Annotated in this window: 24 protein-coding genes; 8 read left to right on the top strand and 16 right to left on the bottom strand. The window is 54.1% G+C overall.

From position 1 onward, the window contains the following. Window positions 1–44 precede the first annotated feature (44 nt). From KGP17_RS05920 to KGP17_RS05905, 4 genes are all read right to left on the bottom strand, one after another. Window positions 45–1613 (bottom strand): OPT/YSL family transporter, encoded by a 1569-nt coding sequence (locus KGP17_RS05920; RefSeq protein ID WP_179248293.1) that lies wholly within the window; start codon window positions 1611–1613, stop codon window positions 45–47. Window positions 1614–1826: 213 nt separating this feature from the next. Continuing rightward, window positions 1827–2600, bottom strand: coding sequence for an IclR family transcriptional regulator (locus tag KGP17_RS05915; protein WP_071683039.1), 774 nt, complete (start codon window positions 2598–2600; stop codon window positions 1827–1829). Between the two features lie 404 nt (window positions 2601–3004). Then, window positions 3005–3199 (bottom strand): YaiA family protein, encoded by a 195-nt coding sequence (locus tag KGP17_RS05910; protein WP_071683040.1) that lies wholly within the window; start codon window positions 3197–3199, stop codon window positions 3005–3007. Between the two features lie 58 nt (window positions 3200–3257). Continuing rightward, on the bottom strand, window positions 3258–3647 hold the full coding sequence (locus KGP17_RS05905) for a nuclear transport factor 2 family protein (RefSeq protein WP_166734280.1): 390 nt from the start codon (window positions 3645–3647) through the stop codon (window positions 3258–3260). Between the two features lie 98 nt (window positions 3648–3745). Here KGP17_RS05905 and KGP17_RS05900 point away from each other — a divergent pair, with 98 nt between their 5' ends. Next, window positions 3746–4468: an AraC family transcriptional regulator gene (locus KGP17_RS05900; protein ID WP_179250792.1), complete on the top strand. Its 723-nt coding sequence runs from the start codon at window positions 3746–3748 to the stop codon at window positions 4466–4468. A 105-nt stretch (window positions 4469–4573) separates the two neighbouring features. On the opposite strand, the gene aroL is transcribed toward KGP17_RS05900, so the two are convergent. Both aroL and KGP17_RS05890 read right to left on the bottom strand, forming a co-directional pair. Continuing rightward, on the bottom strand, window positions 4574–5098 hold the full coding sequence (gene aroL, locus KGP17_RS05895) for a shikimate kinase AroL (RefSeq protein WP_021805524.1): 525 nt from the start codon (window positions 5096–5098) through the stop codon (window positions 4574–4576). A gap of 119 nt (window positions 5099–5217) precedes the next feature. Next, window positions 5218–5736 carry a GNAT family N-acetyltransferase gene (locus KGP17_RS05890; protein WP_021805525.1) on the bottom strand — a complete coding sequence of 173 codons (519 nt, stop codon included), beginning with the start codon at window positions 5734–5736 and terminating at the stop codon, window positions 5218–5220. A 219-nt stretch (window positions 5737–5955) separates the two neighbouring features. On the opposite strand from KGP17_RS05890, the gene KGP17_RS05885 reads away from it, so the two are divergent. After that, a complete protein-coding gene (locus KGP17_RS05885) occupies window positions 5956–6417 on the top strand; it encodes a GNAT family N-acetyltransferase (protein ID WP_021180230.1) in 462 nt (153 codons plus the stop codon). 277 nt (window positions 6418–6694) lie between these two features. On the opposite strand, the gene KGP17_RS05880 is transcribed toward KGP17_RS05885, so the two are convergent. Then, window positions 6695–6976: a DUF1471 domain-containing protein gene (locus KGP17_RS05880; protein ID WP_021805527.1), complete on the bottom strand. Its 282-nt coding sequence runs from the start codon at window positions 6974–6976 to the stop codon at window positions 6695–6697. Between the two features lie 335 nt (window positions 6977–7311). Further along, the gene (locus tag KGP17_RS05875; RefSeq protein WP_223499030.1) at window positions 7312–8673 is read right to left on the bottom strand and encodes an esterase-like activity of phytase family protein; all 1362 of its coding nucleotides are present in this window, start codon (window positions 8671–8673) and stop codon (window positions 7312–7314) included. Window positions 8674–9096: 423 nt separating this feature from the next. On the opposite strand from KGP17_RS05875, the gene aqpZ reads away from it, so the two are divergent. After that, window positions 9097–9792, top strand: a complete 696-nt coding sequence (aqpZ, locus tag KGP17_RS05870) for an aquaporin Z (RefSeq protein WP_223499029.1) — start codon at window positions 9097–9099, stop codon at window positions 9790–9792. Window positions 9793–9834: 42 nt separating this feature from the next. Here the strand turns inward: aqpZ and KGP17_RS05865 are convergent, their stop codons facing one another. Beyond that, on the bottom strand, window positions 9835–10605 hold the full coding sequence (locus tag KGP17_RS05865; RefSeq protein WP_209528309.1) for a class I SAM-dependent methyltransferase: 771 nt from the start codon (window positions 10603–10605) through the stop codon (window positions 9835–9837). 119 nt (window positions 10606–10724) lie between these two features. Here KGP17_RS05865 and KGP17_RS05860 point away from each other — a divergent pair, with 119 nt between their 5' ends. Further along, on the top strand, window positions 10725–11510 hold the full coding sequence (locus KGP17_RS05860; protein WP_223499028.1) for a helix-turn-helix transcriptional regulator: 786 nt from the start codon (window positions 10725–10727) through the stop codon (window positions 11508–11510). Window positions 11511–11544: 34 nt separating this feature from the next. Here the strand turns inward: KGP17_RS05860 and KGP17_RS05855 are convergent, their stop codons facing one another. Both KGP17_RS05855 and KGP17_RS05850 read right to left on the bottom strand, forming a co-directional pair. After that, a complete protein-coding gene (locus tag KGP17_RS05855) occupies window positions 11545–11799 on the bottom strand; it encodes a hypothetical protein (protein WP_021805531.1) in 255 nt (84 codons plus the stop codon). Between the two features lie 179 nt (window positions 11800–11978). Next, window positions 11979–12866, bottom strand: a complete 888-nt coding sequence (locus tag KGP17_RS05850; protein WP_209523069.1) for a pirin family protein — start codon at window positions 12864–12866, stop codon at window positions 11979–11981. Between the two features lie 125 nt (window positions 12867–12991). Between KGP17_RS05850 and KGP17_RS05845 the strand changes: the two genes are divergently transcribed. Then, on the top strand, window positions 12992–13900 hold the full coding sequence (locus KGP17_RS05845; RefSeq protein WP_094983233.1) for a LysR family transcriptional regulator: 909 nt from the start codon (window positions 12992–12994) through the stop codon (window positions 13898–13900). Here the strand turns inward: KGP17_RS05845 and KGP17_RS05840 are convergent, their stop codons facing one another. Together KGP17_RS05840 and KGP17_RS05835 are read right to left on the bottom strand one after the other, a co-directional pair. Continuing rightward, a complete protein-coding gene (locus KGP17_RS05840; protein WP_021805534.1) occupies window positions 13901–14284 on the bottom strand; it encodes a VOC family protein in 384 nt (127 codons plus the stop codon). Between the two features lie 2 nt (window positions 14285–14286). Further along, window positions 14287–15069 (bottom strand): DeoR/GlpR family DNA-binding transcription regulator, encoded by a 783-nt coding sequence (locus tag KGP17_RS05835; protein ID WP_059199979.1) that lies wholly within the window; start codon window positions 15067–15069, stop codon window positions 14287–14289. A 199-nt stretch (window positions 15070–15268) separates the two neighbouring features. On the opposite strand from KGP17_RS05835, the gene KGP17_RS05830 reads away from it, so the two are divergent. Then, entirely contained in the window at window positions 15269–15874 is a 606-nt protein-coding gene (locus KGP17_RS05830; protein ID WP_021805536.1) for a hypothetical protein, read from the top strand. Between the two features lie 13 nt (window positions 15875–15887). Here the strand turns inward: KGP17_RS05830 and KGP17_RS05825 are convergent, their stop codons facing one another. The 3 genes from KGP17_RS05825 to pagP form a co-directional block, all read right to left on the bottom strand. Then, entirely contained in the window at window positions 15888–16148 is a 261-nt protein-coding gene (locus KGP17_RS05825) for a DUF333 domain-containing protein (protein WP_037375272.1), read from the bottom strand. Between the two features lie 51 nt (window positions 16149–16199). Further along, window positions 16200–16697, bottom strand: a complete 498-nt coding sequence (locus KGP17_RS05820) for a DUF2501 domain-containing protein (RefSeq protein WP_223499027.1) — start codon at window positions 16695–16697, stop codon at window positions 16200–16202. Window positions 16698–16826: 129 nt separating this feature from the next. After that, window positions 16827–17417 (bottom strand): lipid IV(A) palmitoyltransferase PagP, encoded by a 591-nt coding sequence (pagP, locus tag KGP17_RS05815; protein ID WP_059199975.1) that lies wholly within the window; start codon window positions 17415–17417, stop codon window positions 16827–16829. Window positions 17418–17675: 258 nt separating this feature from the next. On the opposite strand from pagP, the gene KGP17_RS05810 reads away from it, so the two are divergent. After that, entirely contained in the window at window positions 17676–18383 is a 708-nt protein-coding gene (locus KGP17_RS05810) for a DUF554 domain-containing protein (RefSeq protein WP_021805540.1), read from the top strand. A 388-nt stretch (window positions 18384–18771) separates the two neighbouring features. Beyond that, on the top strand, window positions 18772–20451 hold the full coding sequence (locus tag KGP17_RS05805; RefSeq protein ID WP_021805541.1) for an alpha-keto acid decarboxylase family protein: 1680 nt from the start codon (window positions 18772–18774) through the stop codon (window positions 20449–20451). The last annotated feature ends 100 nt before the right edge of the window (window positions 20452–20551 follow it).

Raw genomic sequence — 20551 nt, 5'->3', positions numbered from 1 at the left:
TGTTGCCTGATAGGTTTATGCCTCCCGCAATTGCAGGCACGGCGTTATTTTCCCTTGCTGGAAAAGATCGAGTTGAAGAAGTTGTATAGCGCATCACCGGCAATAAACCCGGCAGCCATGATCTCCATCGGCGCGCGGCCTTTATCCCCCCAGCGTTTGATGATCAGAATGCGCAGCGCGATACCGGCAAGCACCGCCCATCCTGCCAAGGCATTATTAATCAGCAAACCTGTCGCAAGCAGCACGCCGAGCTGGCGTTTAGGCCCCCCAATAAACTGCACTATCGCGCCTGGTATGGCCCAAATCAGCAGGCTGGACGCAATACCGGGCTGGGCTCCTGCCTCGATGGTTTTGGCATATACCCGGGCCACCGGTGGGATCAACTCCTGCAGGAAATAGCTGGTGTAAGAGAGATAAACCACGGGAATGGCGATCACAAAAGCAATCATGGCGGCAATCAGCTGAATACGCCGCCCCAGCAGTTCCTGCTGTAAATCCTTACCGTAACCCCGCAAGATAAAACCGGCTTTAAGATCAAAGCCCATATCGGCAAACGCTGGCCCGGTCGCTGCGGTAAACCCAGTGAGAATGCACAGCGCCAGAGGAGGGAAACCAAGCATGATCCCAACGATCAGCGTGATCAACGCCACCGCAAACGCCGGAAACCAGCCGGAATGCATCGCCGCAATGCCGACGATAAGTTCATGTACAAAGGCAGCAAACGCGGCATAGATGACAAACAGCACCAGCATGGTCAGCGACATTTCGCTGTATAACCCGCCCCCCAAAGCCAGCATCCCGGCAATCACGACATATCCGACAGCCCCCAGACCCAAGGCCTTGCGTACTTCGCTGTCAGGTTGGGTATAGGTAGAGGTCGAACTTTGATTTTTGTTGCGGATCACCTGCACCACCTGGATCAAGGCCACCAGCCCGGCACCGACCATCACGCCATGCGGAATATAGTGCGCATTGATGTCGACACCGGTCAGCGGCTGGCCATAAGCGCGCAGCAACAGGCCAACACCGAACATGCTCAGCGCCCAGATATTGCCAATAAATGCGGTACCGAAGGCCGCCATAGGGATCTTCAACATGGAGCCTGCAATCCCCACAGCAACGCCGACAACCAGCAACCAGGCCTGTTTACCACCACGGTCACCGGCCTTGATAGCCTCCGCCGCCGCGACTCCCGGGGGCCAGGCATTCGCCGCCGGGAACACTTTAGTGTCAAACATCCGGTACAGCAGGTAAGCATCCAGCAGCATCGCCGCCGCTACGCCGCAAAACATCGGCAGGATCAATTGCGGTTGTCCCATGACATAAGGCACGGCAATCGGCATCAGCAGGCTATTGGCCGCCCCGAAGGTGGCTGAGGAAATTACCGTTTGGGCCAGATTCTGAGTGTGTATCGAACGATAGCGTTGGAACATGCGCAGCGGGATCCGCGCCAGCAACATGGCGATCAGCGCACCGATAATCGAAGTATTAGGCGTCACGCCCAAGGTGGTGATCAACTGTACGCCAATTATCGCCCCGACGACGGATAACAGCACCATCACCAGTAACGTACCGATATCTTTCAATGGATTACTCGTTATATCTGGTTTCATAAATCCACCCTGTGAATATCCCTGCTAAATGGCAAAAATAATATTTCGGACACAGATTGCCGATAGAGTTCCATTATTCGAAACTCTACGCGGTGAAATAAATTATTTAGTGCCTGCCTTGGCCGCATTAATGGTAGAACGACTCTCTCTACCATTAACTCATCAGCGAGATGCCCTGGTGTTGGCGCGCTAATCAAGCCGGTTTACGGTGAGCTAATTGATCTGTTGCCAATAGTCATCACCGAGTTTTTCTGCCAGTTGCCGGGAAACCGTCATTAATGCCTCAAGCACCTGGGGAGAATAAGGCTGCTCCTCGGTCTGAGAGGGGAAAGAGAGACATAACCCCACAGTCTCACTACGGTGCTTATTCCTCACCGAGGTTGCCAATGAACTGATACCCGGCAGCGTTTCATTACGGGCCAATGACCAGCCCTGCTGCCGAATGGTTGCCAACTTTTGCAGCAACGCCTCCAGCGTTTTGGGAGAGTTTGCCGAAGCGACCTGGTAGCCAGCTGCGAAACGCTCACGCACCTGCTCATCACTTTCCCGCGCCAATATCGCGCGCCCCACAGAGGTTTCTGCCGCTGGCGAACTGGCCCCCACCGGTGTCACCACCTGTAAGAAATGGCGGCCAGGCAGCGTACGCATCACCCAATTCTCCCGCCCCTCCAACACCGATATATAGCCGGTACAGAAGGTTAACTGATTAAGCTGCATCATCGCTGCCGTGGCACTTTCCACCAGCGGAGTGGAAAGATAATGGCTGGCCACCCCAAGCAGCAGATAGCCAATATGGTACTGACGGCTTTGCGGATCCCGCTCTAACAGCCCCTGGCTTTCCATCGTTTGTAGCAGGCGCGATACGGTGCTTTTTGGCAGCCTCAACCTTTCGACGACATCAGTAAAAGAAATCCCCCCTTGGCCATGCGTTATCTGCCGTTGAGAAAATAGTTTTAATACCGCAGCCGCATTTTCCAAGGTAGTCATGGCTCGCCTTGTTCCACTATATGGAACCTAGTTCCCAATCGATATTTAGAAACCTAAAACCCACACCTCTTATCGTCAAGCAGTTTATTTTTATTACACGGTGAAATCACAGCGAATGATGCTTTAATATTGAAAATACTGCACAGATCGCCAAGTTATTTTTCGAGCGAGTTGGTTTATATCCGTCTTACAGCGTTAATATCAGCATAAGATACCAATATTCACCAAATCATCAGCGCGGCGGATGCCGCTATTAAAAGATTGCGCAAGATATAAATCGCGAGAAGTCTCGAACAGAATGATGAGGATGGACCCAAAGGCGGGGAAAAACCGGTCATGGATAGTAGAACGCAGTTGAAAAAATGAAGCCGGTTTATACCGGCCACTTGTTGTTACACCGCTGGCTATTCGCCCAGGCTTTCATCTTCGTAACGCCGCTTGGCGTCTAACGCTTCTTGCTCGGTTTCATGCTCGCTGATCAGCGTATCGGGTTTGGGGTGATCGGCCCGTAGCTCATACCAACGAACCTGCTTGCCCACTTCGCCCTTGTCTACGGCCTTGATACGCGCCGCTCTCGGGTAGGGAGGTTTACTCGGCATAGTGCTCTCCAATGTGATGACCTGCGGTTAAGTATAGACAACCACACGGAAATGCCAGTTATCGGCGCGCCCCCAAATCCCGATCCTGGTGTTCACCGGCCAGCAACTGCGTCAATTCAACACAGGACTGGATCTGGCCATCACGCACGGTGAAATGAGCCAACACCCTGATCTGGCTCTGGCTGCCATCACGTTTTTCAATATTCACCCAATGATGGGTGAAGACATTTTCCCCATCAGCGGCGATGGCGAGGATCTGAAGCTGCATGCTGCAGGTGATCTGTTTAAGCAAGGCCATATGCTGGATAAACTGCGGGTAATCTAGCGTATGACCATCCACCGTCTGGTGATAGTGGCGGCTGAACAGATTGGCAATCAGCTCGGGCTGGTGTTCAGGGTTAGCTACAATTTGCTGTAAAGCCGTAAGGACAAGGGTTTGGTGGATCATGCTGTTTTCTCCGGTGTGATAACGCCCGAAGAGCATAAAGGCAATCAGCAATGGCATAATAACCGTATCAAGCTATTCAATAACGCTAATCGGCCAATCTGATGAAACTGCACAGCGAACGTTTGTTGCACGCTAAAAAACACCTGACACCCTGGCATCAGCATCAACAGGGGCAGGTCTATCTGTTAAGCCACGGCATGATGATGTTGGAAACCGCGGGGCGGCAGTGGGCAATGACCGCCGGTAACCTTGGCTGGCTGCCGCCCCACTGTCCTCATCAGGCACTGGCCTGCGGCAAAGTGATCGGCTGGATCCTCTATTTACCCGAGAGCTGCTGCAATACACTGGCGGCAACGCCACGCTTGACCGCTGCCAACGCCTTAAGCTCGGCGCTGGTTGAACGCATTGCACAGTTTTCCGCGCCGCTTGAGATGGCGCAACAGCGTTTGGTGCAGGTTCTGCTTGATGAGATGCGAAGCGAGGAGGCCGAGCCGCTGCAATTACCGCTGCCGCAAGATGCCCGGTTGCTGAAGATTGCCTATGGCTTATTGAACGATCCCGCCAATGTGCGCCAACAAAGTGAATGGGCTGCATGGGCGGGCTTAAGCCCCCGCACCCTTAGCCGACGCTTTATGCAGGAAACCGGCATGAGTTTTTCCCGCTGGCGTCAGCAAGCCAGGGTGATCCGTTCGTTGGAGGCGCTATCGGCCGGTATGCCCGTTGCTAACGTCGCCAACGAATGTGGCTATGATAACGTCAGCGCCTATATTGCCGCCTTCCGTCAGCGATTTGGCATAACGCCAGGGCTTTATTTTACTTAGCGGCATACAGTTAAGCGGGCGCAGCATGCGGCGCCCCCTACAGCACATAGCGAGTTGGTTGGGGTTGGTCAGTGAGATCGTGGCACAAGGTGTGGCCTGGGTAAATTACTTCACCGCCTCGCCTTGCAAGACCGCCAAGATTTGCTCGACTACCTGCTGGGGATTAGCGGTGCCATCCATAACATGGTGCGCGGCCTCCTGATAGAGAGCCTCACGTACCGCCAGCACTTCCAGCATTTCTTCGGCGATGGGACGGCCAGTGAGCGTTGGGCGCTGCCCCTCTTCCGGAAACTCTGCCAGCCGTTGCGCCAATACGCTGGCTGGGGCACGCAGGTAGATCACCGTGCCATGCTGGCGCATAAAACGCCGGTTCTCTTCGGCCAGGATCGCCCCGCCGCCAGTGGCAACTATGGTTGACGGTTGGGTCACCGCTTGCAGGGTCTGGGTCTCGCGCTGACGAAAACCCTGCCAACCCACCTGTGCGACCATTTCCGCTACGTTCATTTGCGTGGTTTGCTGCATAAACAGATCGGTATCGATAAACCGATAGCCCAGCGCCTGCGCCAATGCACTGCCGACCGTGGTTTTACCTGCTCCACGAGCTCCTACCATAAAAATGGCTTGTGTCATTACGGGTTGTCCCTTTTGCGGTGACTGAATGCATTAGATTGCCTGCGAACCTGCCCGCAGGTCGATCGAGCGTTGGCGTTGTAACTGCATCATACCGCCCTGAATCTGTATTTCAATCTTTACGATAGTGTAAATTCCATAGCACAGCGGCTATTGGCAGCAAACCCATGCTTTACCTCCTGCGCCAGAAGATGCTGTAGATACGCATCCAACCGTGCAACAGGAATGGTGCGAAAGCCAAGGCGCTGGTAATAAGGTGCATTCCATGCCACTTGTACGAAAGTCGTTAGCGTTAACCGTTGGATGCCTTGGTGCAAGGCCAGCCCGGCAATCTCTTCGACTAGGCGCTTGCCCACGCCTTGCCGCTGCCAATCGGCCGCGACCGAAAGCTCGGCGATATGCCAGCTGTGCGCAAAAGGCTGAACCGCGATAAAACCGGCGATCTGCTCAGTTGGACTAGCCATCACCCACTCCCGCTGCTGAGCAATAAAATCGACGTGCTGCTGCGGGCTCATCACCTCGCCTTCGGCAATAAACTGTAACTCTGGCTGCTGGCGAAACAGTTGGGCGGCGGAACGTTCAACCGCGACCAACTGCGGGATATCCTGCGGTTGTGCCAAGCGTAGCTTCAGGTTCATGTCTGGCTCCTGGTTAGCGGCCGGCTATTTAAACAGATTTTGCCGCAGGCAGAAATCACCAATAGCGCCATATGATAATGACTCTCATTTAAATATTCAATCAACAGCGAAGATACGGCATCCTCTTCCCTGAACAACCTCAGCAGATAAAAAGCCAAAAGCAGTCGCCACACGGCGGCCTTGCAGGCTAAATTGGTATCTCAACACCGGGGGATAAATATGGCTCAACAGATTGTTACGCTGACAGACTACCCACACTTTGCCGATGTCTGTGCCGCTTGGGCATTCGGCCAATGGGGTTCACAACGAGGTGGCACGTTAGAACGTACCCGCCAACGCTTTGCTTTGTGCAGCAAACCCAGCGAGGACTTCCTGACGCTGCTGCTGATTGATGGCGAACGCCCACTGGGGATGGCCAGCCTGTGGCCAAGTGACGACCATCATCGCATGGATCTCTCCCCCTGGTTAGCCGGTGTCTTCGTGCACCCAGATCATCGGCGGCAGGGTATTGCCCAGCGCCTGGAGCAGGCGATCGTCAGCGCGGCGCAACAACGCGGCCATCCCGTTCTGCATCTGATCACCGATCACAGCGAGGCGTTGTACGCCGGTTGGGGCTGGCAGACTATTGAGCGCCGCCAGCAATATGGCGACGAAGTGGTGGTAATGGAAAAGCGATTGTGACCGGTAATCAAGTGTCACCAGGCATCATAAAATAAAAACCAAAAAGGCTGCGATAATAATCAACCAACACAGTATTGGACAGATTATTATCCGCAGCCGTCTATACCCGTCGCCTTTCAAGCTGCAGCGTTGTTACCTGCACTTACACACCCCAGTCACTTACTAAACGTAAGCTCCTGGGGATGAGTAAGTTTGTCGCCTAGCTGCAGCTTGAAATTCATAGGGTAATTTATATTGGCCGAGCTAACTGACCACTTAACTATTTATCGTGACTTAATTAACGATAAACTTCTGCAGTACCGCGCCAAGCGCTGGAATCCCCTGGATTATCCAGGCCAATGATTCGATAGTGCGTTGCACCGTCTTCAGTCGCTTTTTGTTTCAACGCATGGATAGCGTCATCCGGTGAGCCGCTGATACCGGAAACTGACACCACGCCGATGCTCTGCATGCTGCTGGCTTGAGCGCTATCAACCTGTTTGGCGCCCATGGTTGCGGCCATGGTGGAGAATGAAGCGGTGGCGATCAGTGCTGCTGCAATGCATGGTAATAGTTTCATGATTGACTCCGTTATTTTCATTTGAACTCGTTCTCAGTGAGGTTAATTATGAGTTAACCATTGAAAACAGACGTCATCCAATGTAAAGAAGCTCAATCATTGTGAGCAAAATAAGGAGAAAGTGAGAGTGGGTATTTCCTGATAGCGCATAACTTTATTTATAGCGCAAATTTTACGCTCTATTTGAAAAAATTAATAATTATATTTAGTCAACTGAGGTAACCCGGTTTATTTTAAAGCAATTTTCCTTCTCTCTGCCCACGCTTAACGGATAATTAGGCCAAACCTGGCCCAATTATCCGGCAGACATTCCTCTATCGACTTGCTACACCCGCTCAGCGTAATGGCTCTGGCAGGGTTAACACCCACAGTTCACTCAAGGACTCTGGCTGTGCCAATGGCCGCAATTCAATCGTCGTGTTTACCGGTTTACCTGCCAAACTCAGTTTCCCTTGCTGATCCAGCTGATAGTCGCCAATCTTCTTCCCTTCAGGCTCGGCGTTGACCAGCTTGGCCTGCAAACCAAAATCATTGTCGTTAATCACCGCCAGTGTGCGGTTATCGATCAGCGCCAATCCTTCCACCTTCTCCTGCTGCCAACCCAGTTTACGCAGATCGACCACTTCACGTTTCTGAGCCAGCTTCACTCCGCGCTTGGCCAATTCGCTGGCATCAGCAAATTCCAACGCCTTACCCTGGCCGTCGAACGACGTCAGATCGCTGGCCTGGCTGAGATCAGCCAGATAGATCTTGTTCATCATCTGTTTGTCTTTGTCACTGCCCTGTTCGATCAGCAGGATGTGTTGATTATCGACCGCCACGATATCGCCAATCTTGGCATCTTTGGCTTTCTGGTAACGGGTGATATCGATCGGATAACCATACATGGCCGTTTTGCCACTGGCAGGGTCAAAGCTGACCAAACGGGTAAACTGCGCCTGGTTTTTACTCTTGCCATCGATATCCAGCGTGCTCTGCACCGCGGCCAGGATCCGCCCATCCGGCAACCGGGTTACGCCTTCAAAACCCCGGTTCGGTTGACGCCATTTAATGATGTTAGGCAGACCGCTGGCAACCGCCTGCTCACCCGCTAACGGCGTTGGGCCATATTTCGCCAGGATCTTACCCTGGCCATCGATATGGATCAGGAAGGGGCCATATTCATCACACAGCCAATAGCCTCCCTTGCCGTCTGGCGTGATCCCTTCGGTATCCAACCCGCGTTTGTCACTCGGCAGCGGCTTGAGCGTATCCGTCAATGCCACTTCATTGGTTGAGCCAATCAGGTTGCCAGGCAACGGCAAGCCGCTAATAGGGCCTTTATCATCGTGCAGAGGACGGGCTTGGGTGGCAACGGCCTTACCGCCACCAATACGGATTTCCATCAATAAGGGAACAAAAGCCGGATTGGCAAAAATCTTGGCCTCCTGTTTGCCGACTGCTGGTGCATCGGCGTTCGGGCCACGATCGGTCACGGTAGTCAGCAGTAGATCCCCCCCTTCCTGGCCATTAAATACCAGCCCGGAACCAATCCCTACCGGTAGCCCATTGGGAAACTGGCTGGCAAAAGCGCCGGAATAGCCCACGCGATCGCCATCAGGAAAGCTGACGTTGTAACGAGCAACGCCAATATCGGCAGCATGGGACAACAGCGGTAATACAGAGGCCAACAACACGCCAAGCGGTTTGATTCTCATAGCATTAACTCTTTGTAAGGGAAAGTAACAGCCTGAGAGCCTAACCATCGACAGTGACACTTTCATGACAGCAGGATCTAAATGAGCGGATAACAAATAGAAATAAACAATCAGCCCATCATTATTGAGTGATAAAAACAAATTGAAAAATAAGAATTAACCAACGAGATAAATAAAACAGATGATTAATCCTATAAGAAATAAGAAAATTACCTACCGCCAAGATAAAAAAACAGCAAAAGGAGGATAATTTCTTAAAATAATCGCTTTCGCATAGACAAAATAAAAAGATAGGGCTTTAATACCGGCCGTCATCGAAGGTGTGCGCGAAAATTTATGCTATAGGCCACTACAATATTAAAAAGGTGCTCTATAGTTTTAGTGCTAACGCCCGTTAGTTTTTTCCCCAGCAGGATGGAGTCTATGTCAAAGCGACTTTTTGCCGAATTTTTCGGTACTTTTTGGTTGGTGTTCGGTGGTTGTGGTAGCGCAGTGCTGGCCGGAGCGTTTCCTCAATTAGGTATTGGTTTTGCTGGTGTGGCTTTAGCGTTCGGCCTTACCGTGGTAACCATGGCCTACGCTGTCGGCCATATTTCTGGTGGGCACTTTAACCCAGCGGTCACAATGGGATTATTTGCAGGCGGCCGTTTCCCTGCCAAAGATGTTATTCCCTATGTGGTTGCTCAGGTAATTGGTGGTATTGCTGCCGCCGCGGTACTTTATTTTATTGCCAGCGGAAAAGCCGAGTTTGATGCAACTGCCAGCGGTTTAGCCTCTAATGGCTACGGTGAGCATTCACCGGGTGGCTATTCTTTACAGGCCGCCATCGTTATTGAATTAGTACTGACCGCATTCTTCCTGATCGTTATCCATGGTGCGACCGATAAACGCGCACCGGCAGGCTTTGCGCCCTTGGCCATCGGCCTGGCGTTGACGCTGATCCACCTGATCAGTATTCCTGTTACCAATACCTCAGTTAACCCGGCACGTAGTACCGCCGTGGCAATCTTCCAGGGTACCTGGGCGTTGCAACAACTGTGGGTATTCTGGCTGGTACCGCTGATCGGCGGTGTTATCGGTGGTTTGATCTACCGTTGCCTGTTAGAAGACAAGAAGTAAGCGTGGATTTTCAGGGCAGCCCACAACGGCTGCCCTGAAATTTTAACCTTTCACCGCTTCAAACATCATGATGTCACTGGTAAATGTGCCGTCGGCCTGAATCGCAAAGTGTTGGCGAACATCTTCTGCTACCCCCTGCTGTAACGCACGGATCGCCGTGACAAAATGCTCAGGCGTCCGCATCCGCGCCACCCAACTGCTGAACTCCAGATCCAAACGATCGGTCGTGACTTCCCGCACCAACAACCCAGACTCGGTCAACATGCTTAGCCACTCACCTGGTGCATAGTTGCGCACGTGTGAAGTATCCCGCAGCACTTCGACCGTTTGCAGATAGATATCCAATAACGGATGCCCCGGGGAGACCACATCCATAAAGATGGCTCGCCCGCCTGGTTTCAATACCCGTTTAACTTCACGCAGTGCCCGACCCACATCGTGCCAATGGTGTGCCGAGTAGCGGCTGATCACCACGTCAAAGCTGGCATCATCAAAGGGTAACGACTCCGCTACGCCCTGCTGCAGCTGAATATTCTCCAATCCCTTTTCCTGCGCCGCGTTGCCAACCACCGTCAGCATCTGCGCCGACAGATCGTACGCCACCACCTGCCCGACATGGGCCGCAGCGGTAAAGCTGGCGTGCCCTGCCCCACACCCCAGATCGAGCAAGCGGGCCTCGGTACTCCCTGCCAACAGCTTGGCCAGGCGTTGCAGGTCTTTCCCTTGCGCATGTACCGCACTGGTCAGGTAGGCATTGGCCTGTTCGCCAAACTGGCGGTCGACCGCATTTTTATGGCTGTTGCTGATGCTCATAGCTGCTCCCATTATTATCTGGCTTACGCCGGTGCCGAGATGGCTGGTAATGACTATAATCAAGCAGCTATACGGGTACAATATGAGCAGTTATCCTAGTATAAACAGGTACCACCCTAATGGAATCAGACGCAATATCCAGCCAGAAAGCCCTAGGTGCCTTTTTGCGTGCGCACCGCGAGCGGATCACGCCAGAAATGCTGGGCCTGCCCACCGCAACACGCCGCCGCACCAGTGGTTTGCGCCGTGAAGAGCTGGCACAAATCAGCGGCATTAGCGCCACTTGGTATACCTGGATAGAACAGGGGCGCGAGGTGTCAATTTCCCCCTGTACGCTGGCACGCATCGCCACGGCGTTACGGCTGGGCCATGCCGAGCGGCACTACCTGTTCACCCTGGCACATATCACCGATCCTGAAAAAGAACAGCCGCAGGAGACGGTTAATGCCGCCGTGCTGCAAAGCGTGCATCAAATAACCGTGCCCTGTTATCTGCTCGATCTCACCTGGAATATGGTGGCCTGGAACCCACAGGCGGAGGAGCTGTTCTGCGATTGGCTTAAGCAGGCAAAAACCCCCAACCTGCTGCACTTCATGTTTTTTCACCCTCAGGCGAAGGTGCTGGTCAGTGACTGGGAAAATCGGGCTCGACGAGTGGTGGCCGAATTTCGTGCCGAAACCAGCCATCATCAGGGAACGGAAGAGATACGCGCCTTTGTGCGCAATATGACCCACAACAGCGAAGCTTTTCACCATTGGTGGAAGCAGCAGGACGTGATGGCCCGTGAAGGTGGTGAACGTACCTTCAGCCACCCACAGCAGGGGGAGCGGCATTTTCAGCAGGTCACGTTCTACCCGGCGGAGCACAGCGGGTTGAAGTTGGTTATGTTAATGCCGTTATGCTAGCCCGCTAAAAAATTATTGCGCCTGGCAAACGGCGTTAGCGGGTTTGGTCACTGTCAATCTTCGCCAGAACCTGGCGGTAGGCTTTGACTTTCTGACGTTTTTTCAGCCAGGTAGTGGTTGAAACAACAAAAATGGCACCGGACATGGCCAATACGCCGGTAGGATGACCATAAAACGCCATCAGAGCAAAGTAAGCGGCTGAAACAATTGCCACCCATTTCGCCGAATTGCCGACGGCATTTTTTTCTAGACTCAACCGACGGAGAGCTTCTTCTTCACTGATCCCCATACGCGCTCCTTGTGAAATTAACACTCCATTATATGTGGAGATCCCGCTGAATTTTCAATCGGTTTCTCAGTAAAGATGCGTAAATTTCAATACGTTGTTCGCAGCAGGAACGTTCGCGGTCGGGAAATTTGAGTATGACGCCCGGCACGGAGAGCATTTTCTGTACCGGGACATCAATTTTACAGATTGCTGCCTGAGGTAGTCAGCGGCATCGCGCCAAACTGACCGCTGTTGAAATCACGGAAAGCCTGTTGGATCTCCGCCTCGTTATTCATCACGAAGGGGCCGTAACCGACGATGGGCTCATCGATAGGCTCACCACTCAGCACCAGCAAGCTGACGTCACCATTTGCCTCAAGGGTGATGGAGTCGCCAGCGCGATCCAGCAGCACCATTTGCGTTTCCCGCACAATCTGCTCGCCGTTAACCAGAATCGCCCCATGCAGCATAACCACGGCCAGCGTATGCCCTTCTTCCACCTGCAAGGTGGTGGTATGCCCGGCGTTCAGCTTCATATCCCACACGTTGATCGGGCTGAAGGTACGCGCTGCGCCAGCATGACCGCCGTAGTTCCCGGCAATCACCCTGACCTGCCCGGCGTTATACGCCAGAGGCACGACAGGAATATCCTGGTTGAGCAAAGTCTGGTAACCCGGCGCCGCCATTTTGTCTTTGGCTGGCAGGTTGACCCAAAGTTGTACCATTTCTATGGTGCCCCCTTTCTGCGAAAAGTCTTTGGAATGAAACTCTTCGTGCAAGATGCCTGACGCTGCCGTCATCCACTGCACATCGCCAGGGCCGATCACCCCACCGCTGCCGGTGGAATCGCGATGCTCTACTTCGCCCTGATAGACAATGGTGACCGTTTCAAACCCGCGATGGGGATGCTGCCCCACGCCACGTCGGCCACTGTGCGAACGGAATTTGGTTGGCGCAGCGTGATCCAGCAGCAGGAACGGGCTCATCTCTGCGCCCAGCTCGTTATATGAGAACAGGGAATTCACCAGAAAACCGTTGCCGACCCAGTGAGCTTCCGGGCTGTTATAAACACCAAGGATCTTTTTCATCTTAAACTCCTGTTGCAGGCCTCGCGGCCTAACGTTGATGACAGAAGTTTAGTCCAAGGCGATTTGCCGCAGTAGTCGGCAAGATATACACTCAGTGTTCTATCAATAGAACGATAAGGGCACCGATGCAGACAGACCTGAACGATCTGTATTTCTTCGCCAGCGTGGTAGACCATCAGGGATTTGCCCCCGCAGGGCGTGCGCTGGGCATTCCCAAATCGAAGCTCAGCCGCCGCGTGGCGCAGTTGGAAGAACGGCTCGGCGTACGCCTGATCCAGCGTTCAACCCGGCGTTTCTCGGTGACCGATTTGGGGCAAAGCTATTATGTGCACTGCAAGGCGATGCTGGTTGAGGCCGAAGCGGCACAGCAGGCGATCGAACAAACCCGGGCGGAGCCTTGCGGCACGGTACGCATGTCTTGCCCGGTGGCGATGTTGCATACGCGTATCGGTAGCATGGTGGCCAGGTTTATGGCGGATTATCCACGGGTGACGGTACATCTGGAGGCGACCAACCGCCGGGTCGATGTGGTGGGTGAAGGGTTGGATCTGGCGGTTCGCGTCAGGCCACCGCCGTTAGAAGACAGCGACCTGGTATTGAAAATCCTGGCTCAGCGCAGCTGGTGCATCGCAGCCAGCCCGGCATTGGTACGCACCATCGGCGCTATCGATTCACCTGCTGGGTTACAGCACTACCCAACGCTCGATCTCGGCCCGGCGAGAACGCAGCATCAATGGCAACTCAGCGGCCCAGAGGGGCAAACGTTTCAGTGGGAGCATCAGCCCAGACTGGTCACCGACGATATGCTGATGCTGCGTACCGCGGCGATTGCTGGGGCCGGTATCGTTCAACTGCCGACCATGATGATGCACGACGAGATCCTGCGGGGCGATCTGGTGCAGCTGTTGCCCGGCTGGCAACCTCAGGGCGGCGTGATCCACATTGTCTATCCCTCACGCCGTGGCATGCTGCCAGCGGTACGGCTGCTGATAGATTTTCTGGCTCAGCAGTTTGCCACCCTGGAGGAAGCGTGATCAGGCGGTGATTTCGATCGCGTTGCCGTCTGGATCGCGAATGATGGCCTCATAAAAGCCATCACCGGTCCAGCGCGGTGCCGCCTGCAAAATCCCCTCTTGGCTGGCCCGCTGTGCCAGTTCATCCACCAACGCCTCGCTTCCGAGCGACAGTGCAATATGGGCCCAGCCAACGCGTTCCTCCCCTTTCCCCCCCGGCAACAAGCCAGGCACGCACATGATCTCCAGCGCGGGGCCATCCGCCAGTTGAACAAAACGCGAGGTAAAGCCTGGGCGATTCTTGCTCACATACTCCTCCCCTGCTACGCCATTGAAATAGCGCTGCCAGAAGCCGACCTGAGCCTCAATATCCTCTGTCCATAGGGCAACATGGGCGATTTTCATCCTCATTCTCCATCATCTGCGGAAATATACAGCACGCTACCGCCACTGAGAGTGACCTGCTGCTCGAGCTGCGCATGGCCGCCACGGGCAATCACCAGATAATCGACCTGGTTGGCGGGCATGAGCGTATAAGGCGCATAGGTATTGAACTTGTCGCGGGTACACAGCACCGCGACGTTGCCAGCGCGTGCCAGCATTTGCTTCTTGAACTGCGCCTCCTGATAGCGCAGCGCGGTAAAGCCACTGTCGGGATCGTAAGCACAAACGCCGGTGAAGGCGATGTCGAAACGAAACGCGGCAATCTCGGCCAATGCCTTGGCATCGACGCTGCCGCCGATTTCTGCATCTAGCTCACCGCCTATCAAAATAGTACGTATCCCAGGGCGTTCCAGCAGGCGGCTGGCCACGCTTAGCGCATTGGTCACCACGGTGAGTTGCCGATCGCGGGGCAGCAGATCGGCCAGATAAAGATAGGTACTGCCCGCATCAAGAAAGATCACCTGCCCGGTCTGGATCAGAGGCAAGGCTGCCTGGGCCAGCCGATGTTTTTCATCGCCACTAATCTTAACCCGCTCGGCCATATAGCCACCGGCAGGCGTGAGCGCCAACGCCCCACCATAGATCCGTTTGCACAGGTTTTGCGCCGCCAGTTGGCGCAGATCGCGGCGGATGGTGGCCTCGGTGGTATGCAGTTGCGCCGCCATTTCAATCGCCAGCACTCGCCCCTGCTGTTGCAAGGTGGCGAGAATGGCTTGGTGGCGCTCATTGGGCAGCAGTTTTGACATTCTGAAGGTCCGGCAAAGTAACAACGAGCACAAATGTATACAAACGAACACAAACGTACAATCGTTTTCTATAAAAAGCGCTTTTGGCGATTTTCGCCGCCAGGATGTTGGCTATACTGGAAAAAGTTACGTTAACGCAGATGTAACGCTCTGATTAATCACCCATTGAAAGGCAAGTTGCGGCTTGAAAGGAAAAACAATGCTATTGAGAGTTGCAAGCTGGCTGTTTCAACTGCCTGGAAGGCTATTGGCACCGATCTTCCGCAATCGACTGACCCTGTTGATCTTCTTTATGCTGGTTGCAGCTGGGGTTTTGCTGGCTAAACGCCACTTGAGTGAAGGGGAACAGGAGGAGAGTTTTACCCTTGCCGCCCCCCAAAATTACGTGATCCAACGGGAAGCCCCATTACGGGAGGCACGCCAACACTGCGTTGGGCCGTTGCCAGATAATCAGGGCAGCCCATGGCCCGCTTCGGCAGGTTATCTCCATGAGCCAGATTGGCAAGCAGGCAGCAAATTGCAGACGTTGACGCTGGATAATCAGCACAATGAATTTGCCGTGTTGGTCAAACTGGAGAACACCACCAAGCAACTGCTGGCCGAGGTGTTCCTCCCGGCCGCCAGCAGCTTCAATATCAAGCTGGAGCCCAACGGCCGCTATGTGATGAAGGTGAAAAACATCCACAGCGGTTGTAGCTTCCGTAAGGCCCTCTCGGTGGCAGATCGGCCCGATGGCAGACTGCCATTAACCTTTTCAGAGGAGGGGCCAAACCAATATCATCCAATCAGTGATAGGGAGTTCTAGCACGGTTATCGGGTTACTTTTTCGCTGGATGGTCGCGGCGGAACAGCTCCCAGCTGTCAATCTCTTGCCCATCAGGCAAAGTGCAGGTGGAATACTGCCCCTGAGCATTCTGTTTGGGGTTAAGCTTGCCGCCAATCTGGCTGCAATACACATCTGCCGGATTCGCCATACCAATCACCTTTGGCGGCGCAGGCGCATCATCATTGGTTTTCGCCGTACACCCCTGTAACAAAGCTACACTAGCGAAAAGAGAAAGTATCAGCATCTTGCTCATTGAGATTATCTTCACCGTGAGTTGAGTAGGAGCATCGCTGACCCCAGGGGATCAGGAAATAAAGGACATACCCTGCTTGAGCACCAGATCGCAGGCTTTCTGCTTCACCTTCTCGGTGATTTGCGAGGTGCCAAGGCTATTGAGATCCAGCGTGTTGCCCTTGCCGGTAAGCAACAGGCCACCCAGACCTTGCTGATAATCTTCACTGTTGGCATTGGCCGTGCTGGTGATGCCCAGTTTATTCAGCAGTTGGTCTTTCACCGCTTCGGTGCCGTTCGCCGATAGAACGTTATTCTGCACGCAGTACTGCAAGATCCCTGCGGCGTTGGTCATGCTGGAGGAGCTCAATGCTTTATCACCGCCGTTGAGTAATCCACTCAGCGAAGACAGCGACATGCCACCGCTGCTGGTGCTGGTGCTGCCACCCGATTTGCTCAGTTCTGTGGCGGCACTGCCAAGGGAGTCCATCAACCCGGCGGCCTGGGCACTGCCCGTAGCCATTACCGTGGTCAAGCTCAGGGCCAACAATAAGCGATGTTTGGTATTCATAACGGCAAGACTCCTGTTTAACTGCAAAATGATGGCGTAATTAACACCACGCTTAGCTCGGACGCCGTGCCAACCGACAAGTTCCGTTTATTCGGACTGCCGCGCATTTTTCAGAACATCGGCAAGTCATCACAACTGCCAGCGTAACCAAGCGAAGAACACGTTACCGTTGTTGTAAGTACCCGGAATATAGGTGGCCTGGAAGGTCAGTTGCTTATAGCCGATCGAGGCCAACGGCAGCGGCGCGGGGATCGGGATATATTTCCAGTTGTCACGAGCGGTCACGCTGGCGGTAAATCCCAGCCCCAGACGGAAGTCCTCCCCTTCAATCGGTCGCCAGATCTTCTCATAGGCATAACCGCCGATCGGCTCCCACTTGTTGAAGGAGTCCTTGAACGCCATCAGGTAGATCGCGTGCCAATCACCATCGGCATCAAACCGTGAGATGCCATAGCCAGCCCCCCAAGGGCGCTCGTTATACTCGTCGGTCTTTTCCTTGTCGTAGGTCCAGCGGTTGTGCCAAGTGATCGCCGGGAGATAGAGCTCCTTATTGGGCGAGTTGTTCCAGGTTTCCGCCACGTTGCCGGTAAAGCGCCCCCACCAGCCTGGATCTTCTGCGTGCGCGGCATTGCTATTTTCCGCACTAACCTCGGCGTAGGAAGGCAGTGCAGGAAATATCAACGCCAACCCCCCGGCTAACAAGATCCTTTTAACCACCATTTCACAACTCCTGTAAAAATAAAACCGGGGATTCTTACCGATCGTCCTATCCTGAGCAAGCCGTATCTTACTGGTCCGATGCTTTTATCGCCCCTCGTTGAGAGAAGGTTAAGTTTGGTGCGCGATGGCGTGCTAGCGGCATACGTGCTCAAGTTATGCGCCTGGATACGCGTTGTCTGTCAGAAAACTCCGGTTATCCTGCTTGCACCTCAACGACTTATGGAGGAACCTTAGCTTTTATTTGCCGGGGGGATAAGTATGGTTATTGGTCCATTTATTAATGGTGCAGCAATATTGGCCGGTGGCATTGCAGGGGCAATGTTGGGCCATAGACTACCGGAGCGGGTGCGCCTGGCATTGCCAATGACCTTTGGTATTACCTCCATGGGGATGGGCATAGTGCTGATTGGCAAGGTAGCTCATATGCCGGTGATGGTATTGGCGCTGGTGCTGGGAGCGCTGCTTGGCGAGCTTTGCTACATCGAACGAGGCATCAGCCGCATCGCAGGCTGGGCCCGTAATCTGATGTCTCCCAAAGGCGCTGTCAGAGAGGACCAGAAAGAGTTTCTGGAGGCATATGTCGCCATTATCGTGCTGTTTTGTGCCAGCGGCACCGGCATCTTTGGCTCGATGCACGAAGGGATGACCGGGGATGCCAGCGTGCTGATTGCCAAATCTTTCCTTGATCTGTTCACCGCGCTGATTTTTGCTTCCACGCTTGGCCTGGCCGTAGCGCTGATCGCCGTCCCGCAGTTGGTCATCCAGTTAGCGCTGGCGTTTGGTGCCGTGTTCATTTTGCCGCTGACCACACCGGCAATGCAGGCCGATTTCTCTGCCGTTGGCGGATTAATGATGTTGGCCACCGGCTTGCGCATCTGCGGCATCAAGCTGTTCCCGGTAGCCAATATGCTGCCAGCATTGGTGTTGGCGATGCCGATTTCGGCAGCCTGGATTATGTTCTTCTGAGCGCCACTCTCCCACTCTAAATTATCTTCCTCCTGGCGTAGCGAAAAATTGACGCCCAGCCAGGAGAGAAGTGAAGATGGCGGAAAGTACCTATCTGGCGTTCCCCTTCTGCCCTTGCCGCGATTTTCAGCGGCCATCAATGCAAGAAAAGTACCGCCCCCTGCGAAAACCGTTCTTGCTACCCCCTTGGGGTCGTAAACTCCTTGATACGATAAGCAATCCTTCCCCAAACCCGCTCAACTTGAACAAGCCACCACTTTCACCAACTGTTAATGCTGACGCCCTACAAGCGACTCGCATTTTCAACGATTAACCGCGCGACATCGCCAGCCGTTCCCTGCTGCGCACGGTTAAATAACAATAAATTGACGTGAATGTGGAGCAATCAATGAGGATCACCATAGGTTCATTCATCCTGCAACAGCTGCGTGCCCTGAAAGTGGATCGCATCTACGGCGTGCCCGGCGATTACAACCTGGCGCTGCTGGAAACCATCGAGCATGACCAAGAGTGCGAATTCATTGGCAACTGTAACGAGCTTAACGCCGCTTACGCCGCCGATGGCTATGCCCGTCTCAAAGGCGCCGGGGCGTTGATCACCACCTATGGCGTGGGCGATCTGGCGGCCCTTTCCGGCATTGCCGGAGCCTATGCGGAATCAGCTCCGGTGATTTGCATTGCAGGTACACCACCGCTGCACGCCATGCAGGGCAATGCGCTGCTGCACCACTCTCTGGCAGACGGCAATTTTGATAACGTGATGAACTGTTTCCGGCAGTTTACCGTGGCGCAGGCGCTCATCACCCCGGAAAATGCCGCAACGGAGATCCCGCGGGTCATTGCCTGCGCTTGGCAACGTAAGAAGCCGGTTTACCTGCAGCTACCTTCAGACATTTGTGAAGTGGAAATTGAGGTTGCCGATAACCCCGCCCCATATCGTTTGCCAAGCAGCGATGCCAGCCATCTTCAGCTTGCCAGCGCAGCCCTGCTCGCACGGATTAGCCGTGCTAAACGGCCAATCATCCTGATCGATCAGATGGTCGAACGATATCACCTTCAAACGCAGGTGTTAGCGTTGGCGGATAAATTCGCCATCCCGCTAACCAATATGCCCACGGCAAAATGTGCGATCTCAGAGAACACGCCGGGCTGGCAAGGCGGCTACAACGGCGATCTGTCTCGCCCCGAGTTGTTTGAGCTGATGGCCGAGTCAGATTGCATCCTCAGCTTTGGCGTACGCCTGGTGGATTCCACCACCGGTTATTTCAGCCAGCAGATCCCAGAGCAGTCAGTGGTGGATATTCAGCCTTTTTCGCTGAAGCTGGATAATCTGTCCTATCCGGCGGTAACGGCAAGCGAGCTGCTGCAAGCGCTATTGGAGAAAGTTCCTGCCACCAGCCTGCCGCCGCTGAAGCCACTATCCCGGCCGCAACAAAAACTGGCGCAGCCAAGCAGCGAACCGCTCGATCAGGACTATTTCTGGCAGCGGATACAGCGCTTTATTCAGGCGGATGACGTGCTGGTCGTTGAAAATGGCACCTCTGGGGCAGCGATCGGCGGCATGCGGATACCAAATGGCGTTACGGTGGTCAACCAACCAATATGGGGATCGATCGGCTATACCTTACCGGCATTACTCGGCACGATGATGGCCGCGCCCCAACGGCGGCAGTTGCTGTTTATTGGTGATGGCTCCTTCCAGCTCACCGCCCAGGAACTCTCAACGCTGTTACGCCATCAGCAAAAGCCGATCGTCTTTCTGATCAATAACGACGGTTACACCATTGAGCGCTATATCCTTGGCGAAACGTCATCTTATAACGATATCGGCTCGTGGGATTACGCAAGACTCCCGGCGGTGCTAAGCCCGCAGACCCAGGCGTTTTGCGTCGCGGTAGCAACCAGCCAACAGCTGGAGATGGCGCTGGAGCAGGCTTCGCGTCAGGACCAGTTGGCGTTTATCGAGGTGAAATTGCCGAGGATGGACTCCCCACCGGCGATGAAAGAGTTCTGCCGCCGCTGCAACAGCTTTAACTTTGGGCTGCACAACCCAAGGCGCATTGGCTGATAAAACCAGGGCCTGGCGCAGGGATACCGCCAGGCCAAACTGAACGGGTATACTGTGATCCTATCAACGGCTAGGCAAAAGGCCATTAAAGATGTATTTT

Source organism: Serratia sp. JSRIV001, assembly GCF_019968745.1.
GTDB lineage: Bacteria > Pseudomonadota > Gammaproteobacteria > Enterobacterales > Enterobacteriaceae > Chania > Chania fonticola_B.
Note: the sequence above shows the minus strand (reverse complement) of the source record. Positions and strands in the feature narration are given on the sequence as shown.